The 18,665-nt window shown below is 61.7% G+C and carries 17 protein-coding genes; 9 read left to right on the forward strand and 8 right to left on the reverse strand.

Features of this window, described 5'->3' with window-relative positions; all coding sequences use genetic code 11:
- Positions 1–10 precede the first annotated feature (10 nt).
- The 4 genes from EOA16_RS05870 to EOA16_RS05885 all read left to right on the forward strand — a co-directional run bounded on the left by EOA16_RS05870 (position 11) and on the right by EOA16_RS05885 (position 5,117).
- A complete protein-coding gene (locus tag EOA16_RS05870) occupies positions 11–2,215 on the forward strand; it encodes a hydantoinase B/oxoprolinase family protein (RefSeq protein ID WP_127256308.1) in 2,205 nt (734 codons plus the stop codon).
- On the forward strand, positions 2,212–2,706 hold the full coding sequence (locus EOA16_RS05875) for an acetone carboxylase subunit gamma (protein WP_127256310.1): 495 nt from the start codon (positions 2,212–2,214) through the stop codon (positions 2,704–2,706). The genes EOA16_RS05870 and EOA16_RS05875 overlap by 4 nt, the downstream gene beginning before the upstream one ends.
- Before the next feature lie 87 nt (positions 2,707–2,793).
- Entirely contained in the window at positions 2,794–3,621 is an 828-nt protein-coding gene (locus tag EOA16_RS05880; protein ID WP_127256312.1) for an SDR family NAD(P)-dependent oxidoreductase, read from the forward strand.
- Between the two features lie 185 nt (positions 3,622–3,806).
- Positions 3,807–5,117 carry an O-antigen ligase gene (locus EOA16_RS05885; RefSeq protein WP_127256314.1) on the forward strand — a complete coding sequence of 437 codons (1,311 nt, stop codon included), beginning with the start codon at positions 3,807–3,809 and terminating at the stop codon, positions 5,115–5,117.
- 201 nt (positions 5,118–5,318) lie between these two features.
- On the opposite strand, the gene EOA16_RS05890 is transcribed toward EOA16_RS05885, so the two are convergent.
- Both EOA16_RS05890 and EOA16_RS05895 read right to left on the reverse strand, forming a co-directional pair.
- Positions 5,319–6,584: a polysaccharide biosynthesis/export family protein gene (locus tag EOA16_RS05890; RefSeq protein WP_164754155.1), complete on the reverse strand. Its 1,266-nt coding sequence runs from the start codon at positions 6,582–6,584 to the stop codon at positions 5,319–5,321.
- 100 nt (positions 6,585–6,684) lie between these two features.
- Positions 6,685–7,362, reverse strand: coding sequence for a sugar transferase (locus tag EOA16_RS05895; protein ID WP_127256317.1), 678 nt, complete (start codon positions 7,360–7,362; stop codon positions 6,685–6,687).
- 601 nt (positions 7,363–7,963) lie between these two features.
- Between EOA16_RS05895 and EOA16_RS05900 the strand changes: the two genes are divergently transcribed.
- Complete coding sequence (locus EOA16_RS05900) at positions 7,964–8,239, forward strand: exopolysaccharide production repressor exox (protein WP_127256319.1); 276 nt, start codon at positions 7,964–7,966, stop codon at positions 8,237–8,239.
- Positions 8,240–8,347: 108 nt separating this feature from the next.
- On the opposite strand, the gene EOA16_RS05905 is transcribed toward EOA16_RS05900, so the two are convergent.
- The 6 genes from EOA16_RS05905 to EOA16_RS05930 form a co-directional block, all read right to left on the reverse strand.
- Positions 8,348–10,192 (reverse strand): ABC transporter ATP-binding protein, encoded by a 1,845-nt coding sequence (locus tag EOA16_RS05905; RefSeq protein ID WP_127256320.1) that lies wholly within the window; start codon positions 10,190–10,192, stop codon positions 8,348–8,350.
- An 8-nt stretch (positions 10,193–10,200) separates the two neighbouring features.
- Positions 10,201–11,187, reverse strand: a complete 987-nt coding sequence (locus EOA16_RS05910; RefSeq protein WP_127256322.1) for a serine kinase — start codon at positions 11,185–11,187, stop codon at positions 10,201–10,203.
- A complete protein-coding gene (locus EOA16_RS05915) occupies positions 11,184–13,106 on the reverse strand; it encodes a lasso peptide isopeptide bond-forming cyclase (RefSeq protein ID WP_127256324.1) in 1,923 nt (640 codons plus the stop codon). The genes EOA16_RS05910 and EOA16_RS05915 overlap by 4 nt, the downstream gene beginning before the upstream one ends.
- Entirely contained in the window at positions 13,103–13,480 is a 378-nt protein-coding gene (locus tag EOA16_RS05920) for a lasso peptide biosynthesis B2 protein (RefSeq protein ID WP_024501836.1), read from the reverse strand. The genes EOA16_RS05915 and EOA16_RS05920 overlap by 4 nt, the downstream gene beginning before the upstream one ends.
- 145 nt (positions 13,481–13,625) lie before the next feature.
- Positions 13,626–13,940: a PqqD family protein gene (locus EOA16_RS05925; RefSeq protein ID WP_127256327.1), complete on the reverse strand. Its 315-nt coding sequence runs from the start codon at positions 13,938–13,940 to the stop codon at positions 13,626–13,628.
- Positions 13,941–14,077: 137 nt separating this feature from the next.
- Positions 14,078–14,230, reverse strand: a complete 153-nt coding sequence (locus tag EOA16_RS05930) for a lasso peptide (RefSeq protein ID WP_010913078.1) — start codon at positions 14,228–14,230, stop codon at positions 14,078–14,080.
- 503 nt (positions 14,231–14,733) lie between these two features.
- Between EOA16_RS05930 and EOA16_RS05935 the strand changes: the two genes are divergently transcribed.
- From EOA16_RS05935 to EOA16_RS05950, 4 genes are all read left to right on the forward strand, one after another.
- Complete coding sequence (locus EOA16_RS05935) at positions 14,734–15,858, forward strand: nucleotidyltransferase family protein (protein ID WP_127256329.1); 1,125 nt, start codon at positions 14,734–14,736, stop codon at positions 15,856–15,858.
- Positions 15,859–15,953: 95 nt separating this feature from the next.
- Positions 15,954–16,976 (forward strand): glycosyltransferase, encoded by a 1,023-nt coding sequence (locus EOA16_RS05940; RefSeq protein WP_127256330.1) that lies wholly within the window; start codon positions 15,954–15,956, stop codon positions 16,974–16,976.
- 247 nt (positions 16,977–17,223) lie between these two features.
- Complete coding sequence (locus EOA16_RS05945) at positions 17,224–17,619, forward strand: hypothetical protein (protein ID WP_127256332.1); 396 nt, start codon at positions 17,224–17,226, stop codon at positions 17,617–17,619.
- A 148-nt stretch (positions 17,620–17,767) separates the two neighbouring features.
- Complete coding sequence (locus tag EOA16_RS05950; RefSeq protein WP_127256945.1) at positions 17,768–18,622, forward strand: family 16 glycosylhydrolase; 855 nt, start codon at positions 17,768–17,770, stop codon at positions 18,620–18,622.
- The last annotated feature ends 43 nt before the right edge of the window (positions 18,623–18,665 follow it).

Consider the following 18,665-nt stretch of genomic DNA (forward strand, 5'->3'; position numbering starts at 1 on the left):
GGCGATCGTCATGTTGGACAAACCTGCCTCGGCCCTGCGCCTTCGCGAAAGACTGCTCGATTCCGAGCGGCTGATGGAAGAGACCGGCTGCTATGACGGCATCACCGAACTCACCCTGCGCAACCAGGATCCGCTGAAATTCGAGACCCTGCACACCAAGCTGCGCGCCTATTGTGTCTCGGCCCGCGAAATGGCCCGCCGCATCTCGGCCTCGCCCGGCGTGCGCGAGGTCGGCGAAATGGTGGTCGCCATCTACACGCCCGAGGGCGACGCCATCGCGCTGTCCAATGGCATCATGGTGCATGTCCATACGATGAGCCGCTTCATCAAATGGATGATCAAAAACGGCTACGAGGACAACCCGCGCATCCGCGAAGGCGATATCTTCGCCAACAATGATGCCTTCATCGGCACCGTGCAGGTGCCTGATGTCATGGACGTGGTACCGATCTTCCATGAAGGCACGCTGGTCGGCTGGGCCGGTGCTGTCTGCCACGAGCTGGAAGCCGGCGGCATTACCCCTGGCGGCGACGTCTGTCTCGCGCAGGAGCGCTTCACCGAAGGGCTGTTCGTCTGCGCCGAAAAGATCGGCGAGAACGACGAGATCCGCCGCGACTACGTCATCCGCTGCGAGCGCAACCTGCGCATGCCGATCTACTGGGTGCTCGATGAGAAGGCCAAGGTCGCCTCCTGCATCGACATGCGCGAAAGCGTCAAGCAGCTGATCTCCGAGATCGGCCTCGACTACTGGATGAAGGTCTCGAAGGAGTTCATTGAGGAAGGCCGCCGCGCCCAGCTCGCCCGCACCCGCCAGCTCACCGTGCCTGGCATCTATCGCGGCCACACGTTCTACGGCCATGTCACGGCGGGAAAGCCCGGCTTCCAGCTGCTCGGCGATCCCGACTGGCTTTACAACATCCCGATCGAAATGGAGATCACCACCGACGGCAAGATAACCATGGACTGCGAGGGCACGCAGCCCTGGGGCTACCATTCGATGAACTGCACGCCGGCCGGCATGGATGGCGGCATGTTCGTGACGCTGACCCAGCACATGAATTTCGAAGGGCTGGTCAATGATGGCGCCTGGATGGCAACCGAACTAAAACTGCCGCACGGCACCTGGACCAATCCCGACAACGAAATGGTGGCGACCGCCACCTCATGGGCCTTGCTGCTGCCGGCCTACGGCGTCTTCCAGCGGCTTTTGTCGCGCAGCTTCGTCGCGCGCGGCTTTGTCGAGGAGGCCTTTGTCGGTCAGGTCAACAGCCCGATGATCGAGATGGGTGGCGAAAGCCAATACGGCACGCCGTTCGGCATGGCGCATTTCGAATGCGCCGCCGCGGGCTCCGGCGCGCTCGCCATCAAGGACGGCCTCGACACCGCCTATGTCGGCTGGAACCCGGAATCCGACATGGGCAACATCGAGGTTTGGGAACAGTCGATGCCGATGGTCTATATCGGCCGCTCGATCGTCCCCAATTCCGGCGGCGCCGGCAAATATCGCGGCGGCTGTTCCTTCGTCTCCACCTGGCTGATCAATAAGACCTCGCATCTGCGGCTCCACACCTCGGAGCACTCTTCCAGGGTGTTCGACAATGGCGGCATGTGCGGCGGTTATCCGGCGCCGACCTGCCAGAAGCATCGCGCGGTGCGCAATTCAGACATTCACGAACTGGCGGCAAAAGGCGAACCGCTGGCGCATGCGCCCGGCATCGACCCGCATGTCTCCGACTACGAGCGGAACATCGGCGGCGACCATGTCGTGATCGAAGGCCCCTACATCACCTCGCCGCACAAATCCGGCGACATCTTCAGCCATTCCTATAATGGCGGCGGTGGTTACGGCGACGTGCTGGAGCGCGATCCGATCAAGACGGCCTGGGATGTCGAGAACGGTTTTCTCACCCGGCAAGCGGCGGACCAGGTTTTCGGCATCGTGCTGAAGGACGATGAAGACGGTTATCCCATCGCCGATATCGACGCCACGGTCGAGCGCCGCGCCGCCATGCGCAAAGAGCGTCTGGTCAAGGCGGTTCCGGTGGCGGATTGGATCGCCAAGGAGCGTGGCCGCGTCGAAAAGGCCGACTTTGCCCCTGAGGTGAAGAAAATGTACGCCAGCGCGATCAAGCTGTCGTCGCGCTTCACCAGGGAATTCAGCGAGTTCTGGAACGTCGACGCCAGATCGATCTTCACGCCGGGAGCAAAGCCATGACCTCGTACAGCAAGGAAGTCCTAGGCGATCTGGCCGCCGGCAAGCTGCCCTGGCCGCAGACAAGGCGCATCATGAGTGCCTACAAGGATGACGACCGCTTCTTCAAGATGGTTGCCGTCTATCAGGACCGGGTCGCCTGGAAGGATCCGATCCTGCTGCCGGTCTCGGACCATCTGTTCATCTGCCAGAGCGGCGATGAGCGCATTACCCGCTGCGAATGCGGCCACTCCTTCGGCGACTACCGAAAGAACTGGAAGCTCAATGCCGCGATCCATGTGCGCAACACAGAGGAAGCACTGCGCGAAATCTATCCGAACAGCGATCTTCCTGATCCGCAGTGGATGGAAATCCGGGAGTTCATCTGTCCGCAGTGCGGGACGCTGCATGAGGTCGAGGCGGCGGCACCCGGTTATCCCATCGTGCATGATTTCGAACCCGACCTCGAAGGCTTTTACCGCGAATGGCTGGGCAGACCGCTTCAGGGCTCCTGAATGCTTGTCGATAGGGCTGTGCCGGTGTGATTGCCAAATCCGGTCAGGCCTGATTGCCTGCCCGGAACGAAGCGGAGATCGTGCGCCATGAACAACCTTTCCGGCCGTAGCGCCATCGTTACTGGTGGGTTCTCGGGCATGGGCTTTGCCATTGCCACGGCTTTGGCTGAAGCCGGCGCCAACGTTGCCGTCGGCTCCTACATCGCGCCGTCCGGCTCCGACAGGTCCGACGCCGCCTACTATCCGGGCGCGGACGAGATCGAGCGGGTGCGTGCGGCCCTTGCTGCCCATGGAACGAAAGTTCACGCCGCACACCTTGACGTTCGCGACAGCGACGTCACCAACCGTTTCGCGGCTGACGCCGACGCAGCCATCGGCCCCACCGACATTCTGGTCAACGCCGCCGGCACCACCACCGAGCAGCCGGTCTGCGGCCATTCCGACGCGCTTTGGGACAAGATCGTCGACACCAACCTGACCGGCGCCTTCCGCGCCACCCGCGCGGTTCTGCCCGGCATGATCGAGCGCGGCTGGGGCCGCATCGTCAACATCGGCTCGACGGCCGCCTCGGTCGGCTGGAAGGACAACCCTGCCTACTGCGCGTCCAAGGCCGGCCTTCTCGGCCTTACACGCTGCGTGGCGCTGGAAGGGGCGGCGCACGGCGTCACCTGTGTCATGATCAGCCCGACCTGGGTCGAGACCGAACTGATGCGCCGCAACGTGGCGCAGGTCGTCGAGCGCGAAGGCAAGGGGCGCACATCAGACGAGGCGATGGCCGAAATCGCCAGGGGCAACCCGCAGCAGCGCATGCTGCAGCCGCAGGAGATCGCGGCTCTGGCGGTCTTCCTGTGCTCCGATCTGGCCAGGGGCATCACCATGGAGAACATACAGATCACCGGCGGAGCACTTTGGTAGCGCCCACACTCCGCGTTTCTCGCGGGCTGTAAGACAAGGTGACCGGATTTGCCATTGAGTGCCAAAGTGCGATAGTTTATATTGCACTGCACAATGGAGACGCCGTTTATTGCACGCCCTTGTTTGCGGATATGCCGTCCGGCCCAGGGTCGGCCGGCTCCGGGTTGCGTCGACGGGACTCTGAGATGAAGATCCCAAAGTCCCTGCTGGTCGATCCTGAGAAGAACTCGGTCTATGGCGCCTTTGCCGTAGCCGTCTCGATCTGGGCGTTTTCCTACTCCGTCATTTTCGGCCAGGTGCTGATCCTCGCCTACTACGCGGTCTGGCTTCCACTCATCCTGGTCGACCACCGGCGGTTTCTGCGGCATCTGTCCAGCGCCTGGTTGCCGCTGCTGTTTGCGGCCTATGTCTGCTCCTCTGTCTTTTGGTCGCAGGCGCCGGGCACCACGGCGAGAACGGCGGTCCAGTACTTTTCCCATATAGCCTGCGCTTACGTAGCTGCGCGCACCGTCAGCGTGCGCACGCTGACCATAGGGGCGCTGGTCGGGATATTCGTCGTCCTTCTCTATTCGCTGAAGGTCGCGAACTATTCCGAGGACGTTCTCGACGGCACCGTCAACTTTGTCGGCGCCTTCGCCTCCAAGAACCAGATCGGCTTCGTCGGCTCGCTCGGCATCTATTTCTGCGTCGTCTTTCTTGCCTTTTACAGGCGCGGCCGGCTGAGCCTCATCCTGGCGGTGCCCGTCGTGCTGTTGTCGGCCTATGTGCTGGTCGCCTCGCATTCCGCCACCTCGATGGCCTCGATACCGGCGGTTCTGGCGCTGGTGGCGCTTCTTGCGATGAGCAAAATTTTGTCGCGGCGCTACCGCCGAGTGATCTTCCTGATCGGTGCCGGCCTGCTGGTCGTGACTGCCTTTGTCGCCTTGAATCTCGGGCTGATGGACTTCGTGCTTGGCCTCTTCGGCAAGGATTCGACACTCACCGGGCGGACGTATCTGTGGGAGCAGGGCTGGAACGCCGTGCAGAAAGCGCCGCTTCTCGGCGTCGGCTATGCCGCCTACTGGGTTCAGGGTTTTGCTGAAGCCGAGCGGCTGTGGAACGAGTTCTACATCACCACCCGCACCGGCTTCCACTTTCACAACACCTATATCGAAGCCCTCGTTGAGCTCGGCTTCGTCGGGGCGACGCTGGTCTCGCTGATCATGCTGCGCACGCTCTACGGCCACGTTTCGGCGGTCATCTTCAGGACCTGGCAGGCGGATTCGGTGATCCTCTTCGGCGTGATGGTGCTGCTGCTGATCCGCTCCTTCGTCGAGGTCGAGATTCTCAACCCCTACATCATGGGCTCTTTCCTGATGTATTTCAGCTACTTCAAACTGGCGCGCGTGCCCGTCACCCGCACGCACCGATTGCAGGCGCTGGAGCAGGCGAAGGCCAGGGGAGAAGCTGATTGGCCCCGGCATGCCGGCCGTCCGGCGGCCCCCGACCCGTCATGAGTAGTCATCTCGCGGGCTGAAGGGAGAGGCCCTCGTTCGAACAGGCATGTGCACAAACGGGAAACCCATCCCTGGCGGAATAGGGCACGATCCCAAAGCGCTCACGATTTGCGCTGGAGATGCTCAACGAAAAAGAGCCTCATCCTGATTTCGTTGGGGTGAGGTTCTGGTTCGAAACACTGGATCGTGTTGGCGGTCGGACTACTGGCTGGCCAGTGGCGCCAGCTTGACCTTGATCACATCGCCAGGCAGCACCAGTGTTTCTTCCTTGGCGGCAATTTCGGTGGTCTTGCCGTCGATATTGCGCACCAGTGAATAGAGCAGCGTAGGTTGCTGATCGTTTGTGATAGCGGCCGCCATCGCGGGATCGCTGGCCTGAGCTATGAGGCCTTTCTGCATATTCACCTTCAGCGCGGCTTCGTTCAAGTCGGCTTCGGTCTGCTGCCTGTCAGTGGCGAGACTTGAACTCAAGGTGTTCTGGGCATCGATAGCGTCCTGCTTCGCCTTGCTGATCGCCTGCTTGGCGGTGAGGATGGCGGTTTCGTAGTCCAGGATCTTGCCCTGCAGGTCGGCCACGGACTGGCGCGAATCCAGCAGTCGGGCATTGGCGATCAGGCCCTTTTGCGCCAGCGGACCGATGCTGGCGAGTTGCTGCTGCGCCAGGTCGACCTGCTGCTGCTGGTTGACGATCTTCTTCTGCAGCGATTCGATCTCGGACTCCAAGACACCTTTCAGATCGTCGAGCGCTTCAAGTTTCAGCTTCAGCGCCTTTTGGTCAGCCGTCAGGATTGTCATCTCGTCCGCGACGATGGCTGGCAGCCTCGGATCGCCCTCGACCTCCTTCGGCACCTCGAAACTCGCCTTGCCGGCCATATCCGCGTCGATGCGGGCGCGCCTGACAATCAGTCGAATGCGCTGATCGTCGGAGATGTCGAACATGCCCTTGGCGGTGACTAGGTCCTTGCCGAGCTGGGGGCCGTAATCGGCGTTGCGCCTGATGCCTCCGGCGACGCTGATGGCCTTCAACACTGTCAGGTCGGGCACATAAGCAAACTGGCCGGGGTTCTGGACTTCGCCCGAAATGTAGAACGGCCGGAACTGCGCCATCTCGACCGAGGCTTCCGGTCTGTCTGACAAAGCGAGCTTTTTCTGCAGCGCTTCGCCGATCGCCGTAGCGATTTCCGACGTGGTCTTGCCGGACGCCGGCAACTCGCCGGCGAACGGCACCGACAGCGTACCGGACGGACCGACCGTGTACTCACCATTCACTGCCGACCAGTCACGAAATGTGCCTTCCACGGTCTGCCATTCGGCGACACGTATGGTGAGCTTGTCTTGCGAGCCGAGGCGATAGTCGCCGGCGGCGGCGATGTGCGGGACAACGAGGGCCATGGCAAGGCATGTGGCCAACAAGCGCGCCCGCCGCAACCGGCCGGAATCCGGGCCGCTGCGAAAGGCTTCGAACAAATCTGTTTTCAACTCAACGTTCCGATCCGCTATAGCCCCATCGCCCGATGAGCTTGCGTCGAATGGCCGACGCCAATGTCTGGCATTGGCCACCGGCTTGTCAGTAAGAACCGCGCGACATCCACACGGCCGGGACGGTCTTGATGATGATGCGAACGTCCTCGAACAGCGACCAGTTCTCGACATAGTGACGGTCGAAGGCGACGCGGCTGTCATAGGACACATCGTTACGGCCGCTGACCTGCCACAGGCCGGTCAGGCCCGGGCGGGATTTTAGGTAATAGACGGCGGATGTGCCATAGATCTCCAGTTCGTCGCGCACGACCGGACGCGGACCGACAAGGCTCATATCACCCTGCAGGATGTTGAGGATCTGCGGCAGTTCATCGAGGCTGAGTTTCCTCAGCACCGCTCCGACGCGGGTGACGCGCGGGTCGTTCTTCAGCTTGCGGGTCGCGATCCATTCCGCGTTGGCGTCTGGGTTGGTGGCGAGATAGGCCGCCAGCACCTTGTCGCCGTCCGGAACCATGGTGCGGAACTTCAGGCAAGGAAAAATCCGTCCGCCGCGCCCGATTCGCCTGTGGCCGTAGAAAATCGAGCCGCCGTCGGAAAACTTGACGAGCAGCGCTATCATGACAAACAGCGGGCTGAGGGCGATCAAGCCAATCAGTGAACCGGTGATATCGAAGCTGCGTTTGAGCAGGCCGCCGATCGGCGGCGGAAAATCGATGTCAGCCTGCGAAAAGCTCGCGGTGGCCGACTTGGCAACGTCCCTCATGCCGTAAACTCCATGCGTTGAACGAATGGTTCACCGCACGATACCAAAAAAATGTTGCAGCGCAACACACAATTTACCACCCCGTTGAAATAGTCACGTCATGAATTGACTAAATAATAAGCTTGCCATGCACAAATTTCGGCATATTTAGCACATTTGTGACAATAAATGGGCACAGCCGAAAAAATAGAGGCCTTTGTGGGGCGATTTTTAGGCGGACCTACCTATCTGCCAAGGCGAGGTGCAAACTAGTGCTTCATCAGGCCGTGATGCTTGGTGAAAACCGTATAAAATACTACTTAATGTTGCCTTTTTTACTGAAAAATGGCGACGAGAGGATATCGGCTTAGCTCCCGTTGCGTGCATTGCAGCATGGCAGAGTCGATCGCAAAAGCTCGATCAAAAATATCCGAAGTTGCCCTTGCCGCCTATTGCTCGCCTTAATAGAATTGCAAATTATACCTGTCACGGTGACGACAGGTGGAAAAGGCCGGAAGCAACCGGTCGAGAGTGGGCGACCTCAACAAGCCCACATGACAAGGGACGGCGCTCGGGTGGGGCAATCACGATAGTACCCGAGCCGGTTTATGGGCTGTTGGGTATGGCACTTCCAAAATTCATCCTCGGGATGATTTTCGCTCTGGCGATCGTCGTCGGCTGGTCCTGGCTGGGCGGTGCGTCGATGGGCACGATATTGGTGCGCGTCATCATCTGCGCCGTGACCATTCAGGCCGGCTATTTCGTGCTCATCTACACTATGATCGCCAGGAGCGCGCCGACGCCTGCCGACATAGCTCGTGACGCCGAGCGCAAACTGAACGCACCCGAGGTCGCCGAAAGCGAGAAGCTGGGCGGTGCCAGGCGCGGCCTGCATTGATGCAGACTGCTCAAACGTGGCCCCGGTTTGGAGCCAACGGCATGCTTCGACACAAGAGACTAAGCGCCGCGTGAATCCGTTTCGGCGCGACGCGCCTTGGTCGCCGGCTCACGCCACATCAGCGGGTTCGCTCTCCGACTGTTCCCCCGACAGCATCCTCGATAACCGGCTGCCGGTTTTTTCCTTCAGCCGCTGATATTGGCCGACCTCGACGATACGGCCGTTTTCAATCGCCACCACCCAGTCGGCGAAGGCGATCATCGACGGCCGGTGCGCGATGGTCAGGATCGTCATCGTACCGCGCAATCCGTCGATCGACCTGGCGATCAGCGACTGGTTCTGCCAGTCGAGCGCGCTGGTCGCCTCGTCCAGGATGAGCAGCGACGGCTTGCGCAGCAGCGCGCGTGCGAGCGCGATGCGCTGGCGTTCGCCGCCAGAGAGCCGCACGCCGCGATCGCCGACCACCGTCTCGAGCCTGAGGTCGAGCCGTTCGACAAATTCGCCGGCGTGCGCCTGATGCAGCGCGGCCCACAGATCGCCATCGCTGGCCCGTGGCGCGGCGAGGCGCAGGTTCGCCGCGATCGTGTCGTGCAGGAGGAACACGTCCTGCGGCACATAGGCCACCTGGTCGCGCCAGCGACGGCGATTGCTGGCATCGATCTCGACGCCGTCGACAAGCATCTTGCCGATGGTGGGCTCCAGCAGGCCAAGCAGCATGTCGGCGATCGTGCTCTTGCCCGATCCGGACGGGCCGATCAGGGCGGTGACCTTGCCGGCCGGCAGGCCGAAGGTGATGCCGCTCACCACCACCTTGTCGCCAGCATCTCCGTAGGCGAAGGAGACGCCGCGAATATTCAATCCCGTATTGAGGGAGAGCGTCCCGGCGTCGGCGAACTCGGTATGGCCTGGTTCGCGTTCGGCGTCGAAACGTGCCTGCAGGCTGCGCATTGCCGTAAAGGCGGGCAGGTTGATCAGCACTTGCTGGGCTTGCGTCTGCATGTCCATGAAGCGCGGCGCGATGCGCATGAAGACCAGGAGCAGGACGACGATCTCGGCCAGCGACAGGTTGAAGCGGACCAAAGCCACATAGATGAACAGGCTCAGGCCCACGACGCTCGCCACCTGGAATACCGCCGTGCCGATGGTGCTGTTGCGCACATAGTCGATGTTGTCGGCCTTCATCCTCTCAAGCGTTGACCGCAGTTGTGCGAAATAGCTGTCCTCGACGTTCAGGCTCTTGGCCACCTTAATGCCGCCGAGAAATTCCGAGACCGTCCGGTACTGATCCTGGCGATTGGCGGTCAGCACACGGCCGAAGGCAGTGGCCCGTGCCCGGAAGGGCCGCAGCGCCACGAACATCAGGATGCCGATGACGACAGCAAACAGCGTCATGACCGGCGAGATGAACACGGAAACGAGAAGATAGCCGGCCAAAAGAACGGCGATCTGCACCAACATCAGCAGTGCGAAAGCCGCGCCCTGGACGCGGTCGATGTCGCCGGTCAGGGCATGGTCGAGGTCGGAACTGCGCATGCGTGTAAAAACTCCCCAGCGCGCCTTGCCGATGCTTTCGAACAGGTTCATGCGAACGCGATTGATGAAATCGAACAGCAATCTGGCCATGTAGACCGACTTGAAGCGATTGAACGCCGCCTGCGCTGCAACAAGCCCGACCAGCGCGCAAAGCACGGTCGTCAGTTGCAGCGTGCCATCAGGCACCAGCCAGCGCACGAAATCATTGTTGGGCAGCCGAACAGCGAAATCCTGGTCGGCGCGTCCGACCAGATGCAGCAGCGGGAGGAGCAACAGGATGGAGATGCCCTCGGTCAGGCTGCCGAGGATGAGGAAGAACAGCGCCGTCCATGTTCGCCGTCCGCCGATCCGGGCTATGGCGGCGCCGAATGCGGCAATTTCCCGAAACAGCGACAGGCGAAGGATTGGGGGCTTCGACATGGATGCGCTCACGACCGCCGGCTGCCAGCCGACAGATCCTTTTCGATCAGTCCCACGGCTTCGCCGATCCTGTCCAGGCCCGTCGGAACTTCCAGCCGGTACACACCGGTATGGTTAGCAATCCATGAACATTGCCGAAGATGCGCCGCGGCGAAGTCGCCGGGCAGTGCCGCGCGCCCGAAGCGCGTCACATAGGAGAATTTGATGATGGCCGGCAGGGCGGCAATGGCGGGCAAGGGCGTGATTTCAGCCCTTTCGCCGCGCTCGAGGATATAGATCCTGGTCGCCGGCACCTTGTCGCCCGAAAAGCCACCGTTCAGGCGATGCTGCATCTTGTCGATCGCCGGATGCACTTGCGGCCGCACTTCCGCTTCCTCGAGCGAGATCGCCGCCGCGGCGTCGGCCGCCAGCTTGATCTGCGGAAAGCTCGGAACGGTCATTGGCTCACTCGGATTGGCGAGGTCCAGCGCCACCACGTCATCGGTAAGCAGTCGATGCCCGGCCCGGATCATCGCACTTGCGGTCGTCGACTTGCCGGCTCCCTTGTCACCCATGAAGATGGCGCTCGTGCCGGCGGCGGCAATGGCGCTGGCATGTAGGACAAGCAGGCCGCGCCGGTGCAAGAGCAGCGCCATGACCGGGCCGAGCAGCGGAAACGCGAGCAGCGCATCGTCGACGCCGGGCGCCGGTTCGATGTCGATACGGCTGAAACCGGTGATCAGGAACGCGCCCACGGCATGCCAGGCCAGATATTGCCGGTCCGGCTCGAAGCGAAAGTCGGTCGCGGCTTCGGGCGAGGGCTTTGGCAGGTCGATCGCGCCGACGGCGATCACGACATCCGCCGCCCCCGGCGCCGCCGGCTGCAGTTCGGGCAACGTCACCTCCGACGCGATGGTCAGGCCGTAGGCCCGGTAGAAGCGGCGCTCTCGCATGGCCCGGCCATGCGAAAAGGCATCATCATTGCGTAGAGCGAGCGGCTCGTTGCGCGGCATCACGTAGGGCTCCCGCCGTGCTGGAGTTGCCGCAGCCAGAGCGACAGCGAGGCCGAGCGCCAGACATACTGGACATCCAGGGGGGCTGCCTGATCGGGCTGACGCAGCAGCCGCGTATAGGCAGCACTCACTTGAGGCAGATTGACGTAAGGCGCGATGCGGTTCGCATCCGAGACCAGCAGCTGTTCCAGGAGGTCGCGATGGTTGCGCAGCATGCCGTTGACGAGATTGGCGGTGAAGTCGATCTTGTCGCGCCGCCACTGCACCGCCTCCGGCAATACGCCTTGCATGGCGCGGCGCAGCACATAGCGGCCAAAACCGTGGCTCAGCTTCTCCTCGCCCGGCAGTGCCAGGCAGAACTCGACCAGCGGTTTGTCCCAGAAGGGGTAGCGCGGCTCGACGCCGAAATTGGCGGCGGCCTTGTCAAGAACCTCGAAAGCATGCGGGACATAGCCGTTCGACAGGATCCAGCGATGGCTCAAGGCGTCGCTGGCCTGGACGCCGGGCGGCATATAGCCGGCCCGGTGAAACCGGTCGACAAGCTCGGTGCGCTTGGCCAGGTCCGGATTGATCAGGTCGCGCCAGCTTCGTGCGCGCGGCACTTGCGCGGGCTTGCGGATCTTGTTCAGGGCACGGTTGGCCATTTGCCTCAGCCTGGCGATGCGCCAGGCCGGCCCGTAGAGCGTCAGGAACTGGAGATACAGGCCAAGCGTGCTGTCGCCATAGGTGTTGGATGCGCTGCGGACCTCGCGCCACAGATCCATCCATCGGCCGCCGTTCGCAAGCTCGTGCAGGTGGCCGTGGCCTTGTGAGACGACCTCGTCGCCGCCGTGGCCGTCCAGCAGCACCTTGATGCCCTTGGCGCCGGCAGTCCGGTAGATGCCGCGGGTGAGCGTCAGGCCCGGCGCCAGGAACGTTCCTTCCTGTTCTTCCAGCACGCGCTCGAATTCGGCGAATGGGGCATAGTTGCCGACCGGGATCAGCGTCGCGTCGACCTTCTGCTGATCGAGAACAGCATCGATGAAGGGCCGCTCGTCCATCGGCGAGCCCTTCTCGAAAATCAGCGAGAAGGTTGGCAGCTTCGGCTTGCGCGCGGCGGCATTCTGCAGGCCGGCGACACAGGCGATAGACGAGGAATCGAGGCCGCCACTCAGCATTGCCCCGACCGCCGAGGTCCCCCGCATGCGGTTGCGCACCGATTGCGAGAACAGATGGGCGAATTCCTCCGATGCGTCCGACCGCAAGGGCCGCGCCGACGGCTCGATCTGCCAGTATCGGCGCACCATCACCTGTTGTGCGGTGACGGTTAGGCTGTGGCGGGCCGGCAGGCTGAATATATCGCTGTAGGGGGTCGACTGCGGGTCGTCGGGAAGCCCGGCCAGGAAGCCGGAGATCTGGCGCTCGCTGACACGTGCGCGGATACCCTCGACGCCCAGGATCGGCCCGATCTCCGACGCAAAGGCAAAACGCCGGTCCGCCGCGTGGTAGTAGAACGGCTTGACGCCAAAATGATCGCGCGCGCAAAACAGCGATTGCCGCTCGTCATCCCAGATGGCGAACGCGAAATCGCCTTGCAGATGCTCCGGACAGGCTTCGCCCCAGCGCAGATAGGCCCGCATCAGCACGATCGCGTCGGCTACCGACTGGTCGCGGATACCGAGCCTGGCCAGCAACTCGTCACGGTTGTCCAGCCGGCAATCGGCAGTGATGGCGAGCCGGCCGCCAGCCATCGTCAAAGGGCCTGGACCGACTTCATCCGACGTGTTGAGCCAAGCGTGGCCAAGGGCGATGCTGGTGTCCAGCCACCAAGAACTGCCGTCAGGACCACGATGGCGCATGCGCGCCAGCATTTGCTGAATGTCGGCCGCCGCGACCGCCCGTGCGTGTGCTCCGCGCAGCAGGATTCCGGCGATGCCGCTCATCGGCTGCCGTGGTCGACGAGATGGGCGAAGCCGTCGATCGATCCGCCAAGCACGATATGGTTGTCGCTGACCAGCCAGGCATGTGCTTTCAACTGCTCGCCCGTGCCACGTTCGATGCCGATGCGTATCGTCGATTCATTGCCTTGGCGGGCGAGAATATACTGCCCGGAGAGCGCCTGGGTCAGGCACGTAGCGTAAGGGACGAAACGGGCAGCGGCGGCAACACCCCAGGCGACACGCCGCAGTTCGCCCATTGAAGCGCACTGCCGCGCGTCGAGGCGCGTCACCAGGCTGCGTACACGATTGTAGGACAGCAGCGTCAGCCCCAGCCGAACTGTCGCCACCACCAGCAGGCAATGGCCAAGGAAGATCATGTCCGAGCCACTCAGGGAGAAAATCCTGACCAGCCCGCGCCGGCTTCCCCCGCGCTTGAAACTTGTTTCCCTCGCGGGGTCCTGCCGTAAAGCCGAGGCCCGCGAAACCAGAGCCCGCGAAACCAGGGCGTTGTGCTGGACCGGCTTAGACAAGTGCCTCATGATGCCGTCTCGCAAGCCCATTATCGGCCAGGCCCTTCAGCAATGCGTCGACATCGGCCTGGCAGCGCACCGGGTCGACATTGTAGCGCGCAAGTACGGCGCTGCGGATGTCGCCGATCGACCGGGGCTCCTGGATCAAATCCCAGATGAAGGCGCCGACGCCATTCAGGCTGTAGTAGACATTGGATTTGAGATTGAGCAGCGCCAAGCCGTCGCCGAACTCGCAAGCCACGGCATCCTTGGTCGCACTCACGCTATCGTGGTCGCCCAGATCATGGTCGGAAAGCTTCCAGTTCATCCCCAAACCCCGCTGACAAAACGCTTCGACATCTCCAAGTGGCGCAGGAGAAGTCGGGAGGCTGGCCCCCCGACCCCTCTTACGTCTGCTTTTGAATCCAGAGTCCCAACATGTCACTCTGGAAACGGTTATAAGTCTCAGGAGAACGTCAGGTCGCCGATCGGCGTGTGCGCGGGGAACGATGCGTCGATCGCCGTGCTGCCGCCGCCACCCTGGGTGATGGTCTCAATCGAACCATGCACCGTCAGGCTCGGCGTTTCGTATTCATGCTTTTCAACATTCTGTTCCATTTTACTCTCCGATTTAGGACTGGAAACGGCCTGTCGAGTGCCGTCAGCACTTTTATGCTGCATTGCAATAGCTGCACGGCAGCATTTATGAGTCAAGACTGTTTTACTTTCTGTTAATCAATTACAGTTGCTGGTGTCACGACATGAGCGGTATGCCTAAAACTTGTCCTTTTTGGCCGATTCCTTGGGCACGACGGCAGCGCCTGTGCTGATTCTTTAAGCACTTGATTTGCTTGCTTAAGTCGTTTGCGTTGTGCTTTCTTTAGGTATCGCTAATGGACGGAACTTCTATTTGAAGAATTCGGCTGGGACCGACTAAACCGACGTGGCAAGGGACCGCGGTTCTCACCCCTTTCCGGCGCAACCTCGATAGACGCTTTGGTTGCAAAAATTCGCACTCCAAAAGGAAAGGCTTTACGGCATCAAGGTTTTTGGCGATGCTTGCTTCGCACTTGCAGCATAAGGGTCCGCGCGAACCGCTTTCTTGGGAGATTGTGCGCTAAATGGCCTTGCCGGATGGCTCATACGAACGATTGCGCGCCGCCGGCTGTGCCGACGAGGTGGCCTATGTGCAGGCCTGCCTGCGATTGTATTTCGCCGGGCCGCGCGCTGGCGACGTTTCGATGCGCGATCTTGACGGTGAAAAAATTGCCGACATTGCCAGGCTGAACAAGGTCGCCGTCTTTGTCCTCAAGGCCCTTTCGCGCGCACCCGCGCCTCAAAGGCCGCCTGAGCTTTTCCAATGGCTCGACACCTACCGCAGGAAAACGGTTTCGATGAACGCGTCCTGCATCATGGATTCGATGGCGATCCATGACGTGCTGCGCGCCAGCGAGATCGATTTCGTTTTTCTGAAGGGTCCGTTCCAGCAGCAGCTTCTCTACGACGACCATTTTATGAAGCCCTCGGGCGATGTCGACATTCTGGTTTCGCCGCTCGGATTTTTCAGGGCGCGTGATGCCCTTCGCAAGATCGGCTATGAGGTATCAGGCAAGTCGAGCTCCGTCTGGTGGGTCCGCTTCCTCGGCGAACAGCACATGACCCGGGGCGACGGGCCGAGGTCGTCCACCGTCGATCTCCACTACCGCCTCCAGCAGCCCGGCTCGCCAAGCCCGCGCGACGCGGACGGGTTCCTGCGGCGCAAGCGACAGGTCGAAATCGCCGGTGCGACGGTGCCGTTCACCTCGGTGGCCGATACTTTGCTTTTGTCCTGCATCAGCGTCGCCAAGGCACTTTTCAACCGGGAACCCTGCGCCGGCTACGTCTGTGATATCGGCGCCAGCGCCGGCCGCCTCGACGAGGCGGATCAGCAGCGTTTGCTCGATGCCGCAACCGCGCAAGGTTTGGACGACACGCTGCTGCTTGGCCTGCGCGCCGCCGATGTGCTACTCGGCGGGGCCGGCACGCTGCTGTCGAAGCGCGCGACCAGGATCCTGTCGCGCATCGGCAATGAGGATCTGCTCAGCATGGTCATCGCGCCGTGGCAGCCGTCGTTGCAGTGGCCACAACGGCGGACGGTGCTTTGGGAACTATGCGGTCGCGCGCCGGTCCGCTATCTGGCCGAAGCCGGCTGGGCGGCGTCCGCCGATATCAGCCGCCGCATCTTCGAGCGGCCGGGAAGTCGCTGAATGAAGGCAAATTGGATGCCGATGGCAATTCTGTAGTGCATCGAACGAGTACGGGGCGAGGGCAAATCGATATTACCTGTACGAGAGGCAAATCCATGTCGATGACGAAATCCGAGGTCTGCGTGATCATCGCGGCAAAAAACGCCGCAGCGACAATCGCCGTCGCCATCGCATCCGCGTTGCGCGAACCGGAAGTGGCGGAGATCGTCGTCGTCGACGATGCCTCCACCGACGACACCGCCGATGTCGCACGATCCGCCGATGATGGCAGCGGACGGCTCTCCGTGATGCGCCTCGATGTCAATCGCGGCCCCTCCTTTGCCCGCAACGCAGCCATCGCCGGCTCGAAATCGCCGTTCATCAGCATTCTCGATGCCGACGATTTTTTCCTCGAAGGCCGGTTTCGCAACCTGTTTGCCGGGGCCGATTGGGATTTCGCGGCCGACAACATCATGCTGATCAGGGATGATGCGACGGGCGACGCGACGAAAATCGTCGCGCCGCAATTTGCCGCCGAGCCGGAATTCCTCGATTTCGAGCGCTTCGTCGAAGGCAACATCTCCAGGCGCCGCGTGCAGAGGGGCGAACTGGGCTTTTTGAAGCCGGTGATCAGCCGTGCCTTCCTCGACCGCCATGGGTTGAGCTACGACGAGAGCCTGCGGCTGGGCGAGGACTATGAACTCTACGCCCGCGCGGTCGCATGCGGAGCGCGGTTCAAGGTCATTCGCTCCTGCGGCTACGGCGCCGTCGTCCGCGCCGACTCCCTGAGCGGCCGCCACAAGACCCAGGACCTGAAGCGTCTGGCCGATGCGGATCTGGCGCTGCTGTCGATCGACAGTCTGCCGGAAGGCTCGAAGGCGGTGCTGCGGCGGCATGAACGGCACGTCCGCGACAAATATCGGCTGCGCAATTTCCTTGACGTCAAGGCCGAGCGGGGGCTGGCATCGGCCGCGGCTTACGCTTTCGCTAGCCTGTCCAATCTCCTCCCCATCGTCCAGGGCGTGGCTTTCGACAAGCTCGAGGCGCTGTTTCGTCGCGTCGGCCTTGTGTCCAGCCAAAAGCCTGTGCCGCCGCTGCGCTTTCTGATGGCTGGAACCAGCATGGGCAAGGAACGCTGAAAGCACGCAAACCATTTCGGTCGGATTTATGAGTTTACGAATTGGGTGGTTGCCTCGAGGCTCCGACGATGGCAGTCTATGTTGCGGTGCAGCATATTGGACGACCAGCCGAACTGGCCCCCGATCGGATTGGTCTGATGTCTCTCCTTCAGAGGAGCAGGACAATGCAAGGCAAGTTTTTGAGCCCCGGCTGCGGGGATCGGCCAGAGCCCGGCCCATAGGCCGGCGATGACAGGAACCTGAGTTCATGGCCTCGATATTCGGTTTCAGATCAAGGGATCCGGCCCGCGACCGGCAGGCCGATGTTTCACGTCTCGATCGTCTGGCAAAGCTGTTCGAGCAGATTGCGGCCGAGATCGAGGCCGAGAGGGTCGGGCTTGAGAATCGCTACCGGACGACGTCGACCAACGCCGCCTTCCTGGTCGAAGCGATGGAAAACGGCTCTGCTTCCGACAAGCGGTCTTCGGAAGTCAGCGCACTGACACAGTCGATCCTGAATTGCGAGCGCCGCATCGCGGCGCTGTCGCGCCAGGCCGGCATGATGAAAGAGCTCCGTCATTCGCTGGATATGGTCTTCGACGAGGATGCTGATTCGGCCACCGCGGCGGAATTCGCCTGGCCGGCAGGCGCCGGCAGAGGTTGAACGTGAAGGCTCGGAACTGTTGCAACAGATTTGGCGCAAGGCGGGAAGCAATCGAGAGGGTCACAAGGGAGGTCAAGGTTGGCCCGTTCAGGAGCGGTTCGAACGTCGACTTTGGGTTGGGGACACACAGCGCAAAGGTGAGTTTGGTATGAATTCGAATCCGAAACCTACGACAGCAATTGACGCAGCGCCTCTCGCATATCGGGCCGGACAAGTCGCCCGGCGGCTGGGGTCGCTCGGGGCGTTGCTGCTGGCTGCTCTTGGCGGTTTGCTGGCAACCCCTTCCTACGCCCAGGAGATTCCGACGTCGCCGTCCTTTGTCGATGATTTCAAAAGCTTCGACCGCGCGCGCTGGTATGTTTCCGACGGTTGGAACAACGGCAACCATCAGAATTGCACCTGGTCGAAAGGTATGGTCGAACTGTCGAATGGTGTGCTGTCGCTCGGCTTCGAAAAGCAGACGCTGAAGGATCGCGACTACGTCTGCGGCGAGATCCAGACCAAGCAGCGCTTCGGCTACGGCACCTATGAGGCACGGCTGAAGACCGATACCGGCTCCGGCCTCAACGCGGCGTTCTTCACCTATATCGGTCCCAGCGACAAGCAGCCCTGGGACGAGATCGACTTCGAGGTCCTGACCAAGGACACCTCCAAGGTGCAGGTCAATGCCTATATCGCGGGCAAGGGCAAGAACGAGAAACTGGTCGACGTGCCGGCGGGCACGGAGAACGCCTTCAACGACTACGCCTTCGTCTGGCAGAAGGACAGCTTGCGATGGTACGTCAACGGCCAACTGGTGAACACGATTACCGACCCGGCGAAGCTGCCCAGCCATGCACAGAAGATATTCTTCAGCTTTTGGGGCAGCGATACGATGAAGGGTTGGATGGGGGCGTTCGCGGATCCGGGCCGCAAGCTTTCGCTGCAGGTCGAGCGGGTCGCCTTCACGGCGCTCGGCGAACCCTGTCAATTTCCGGAATCGCTGGCATGCAGTGTAAAGTAGTTGGGAAAGTCGATTTGAACCGGCGGGGCCGAAAACGGTCCGC

The sequence above is a fragment of the Mesorhizobium sp. M7A.F.Ca.US.008.03.1.1 genome (genome assembly GCF_003997495.1).
GTDB lineage: Bacteria > Pseudomonadota > Alphaproteobacteria > Rhizobiales > Rhizobiaceae > Mesorhizobium.

Coding starts and splice junctions, on each gene's coding strand:
- EOA16_RS05935 (WP_127256329.1), top strand. CDS start 14,734: ATGGCCTTGCCGGATGGCTCATACGAACGATTGCGCGCCGCCGGCTGT.
- EOA16_RS05875 (WP_127256310.1), top strand. CDS start 2,212: ATGACCTCGTACAGCAAGGAAGTCCTAGGCGATCTGGCCGCCGGCAAG.
- EOA16_RS05895 (WP_127256317.1), bottom strand. CDS start 7,362: ATGAGGGACGTTGCCAAGTCGGCCACCGCGAGCTTTTCGCAGGCTGAC.
- EOA16_RS05940 (WP_127256330.1), top strand. CDS start 15,954: ATGTCGATGACGAAATCCGAGGTCTGCGTGATCATCGCGGCAAAAAAC.
- EOA16_RS05885 (WP_127256314.1), top strand. CDS start 3,807: ATGAAGATCCCAAAGTCCCTGCTGGTCGATCCTGAGAAGAACTCGGTC.
- EOA16_RS05925 (WP_127256327.1), bottom strand. CDS start 13,940: ATGAACTGGAAGCTTTCCGACCATGATCTGGGCGACCACGATAGCGTG.
- EOA16_RS05950 (WP_127256945.1), top strand. CDS start 17,768: ATGAATTCGAATCCGAAACCTACGACAGCAATTGACGCAGCGCCTCTC.
- EOA16_RS05880 (WP_127256312.1), top strand. CDS start 2,794: ATGAACAACCTTTCCGGCCGTAGCGCCATCGTTACTGGTGGGTTCTCG.
- EOA16_RS05930 (WP_010913078.1), bottom strand. CDS start 14,230: ATGGAACAGAATGTTGAAAAGCATGAATACGAAACGCCGAGCCTGACG.
- EOA16_RS05920 (WP_024501836.1), bottom strand. CDS start 13,480: ATGATCTTCCTTGGCCATTGCCTGCTGGTGGTGGCGACAGTTCGGCTG.
- EOA16_RS05915 (WP_127256324.1), bottom strand. CDS start 13,106: ATGAGCGGCATCGCCGGAATCCTGCTGCGCGGAGCACACGCACGGGCG.
- EOA16_RS05945 (WP_127256332.1), top strand. CDS start 17,224: ATGGCCTCGATATTCGGTTTCAGATCAAGGGATCCGGCCCGCGACCGG.
- EOA16_RS05900 (WP_127256319.1), top strand. CDS start 7,964: ATGGCACTTCCAAAATTCATCCTCGGGATGATTTTCGCTCTGGCGATC.
- EOA16_RS05905 (WP_127256320.1), bottom strand. CDS start 10,192: ATGTCGAAGCCCCCAATCCTTCGCCTGTCGCTGTTTCGGGAAATTGCC.
- EOA16_RS05870 (WP_127256308.1), top strand. CDS start 11: ATGTTGGACAAACCTGCCTCGGCCCTGCGCCTTCGCGAAAGACTGCTC.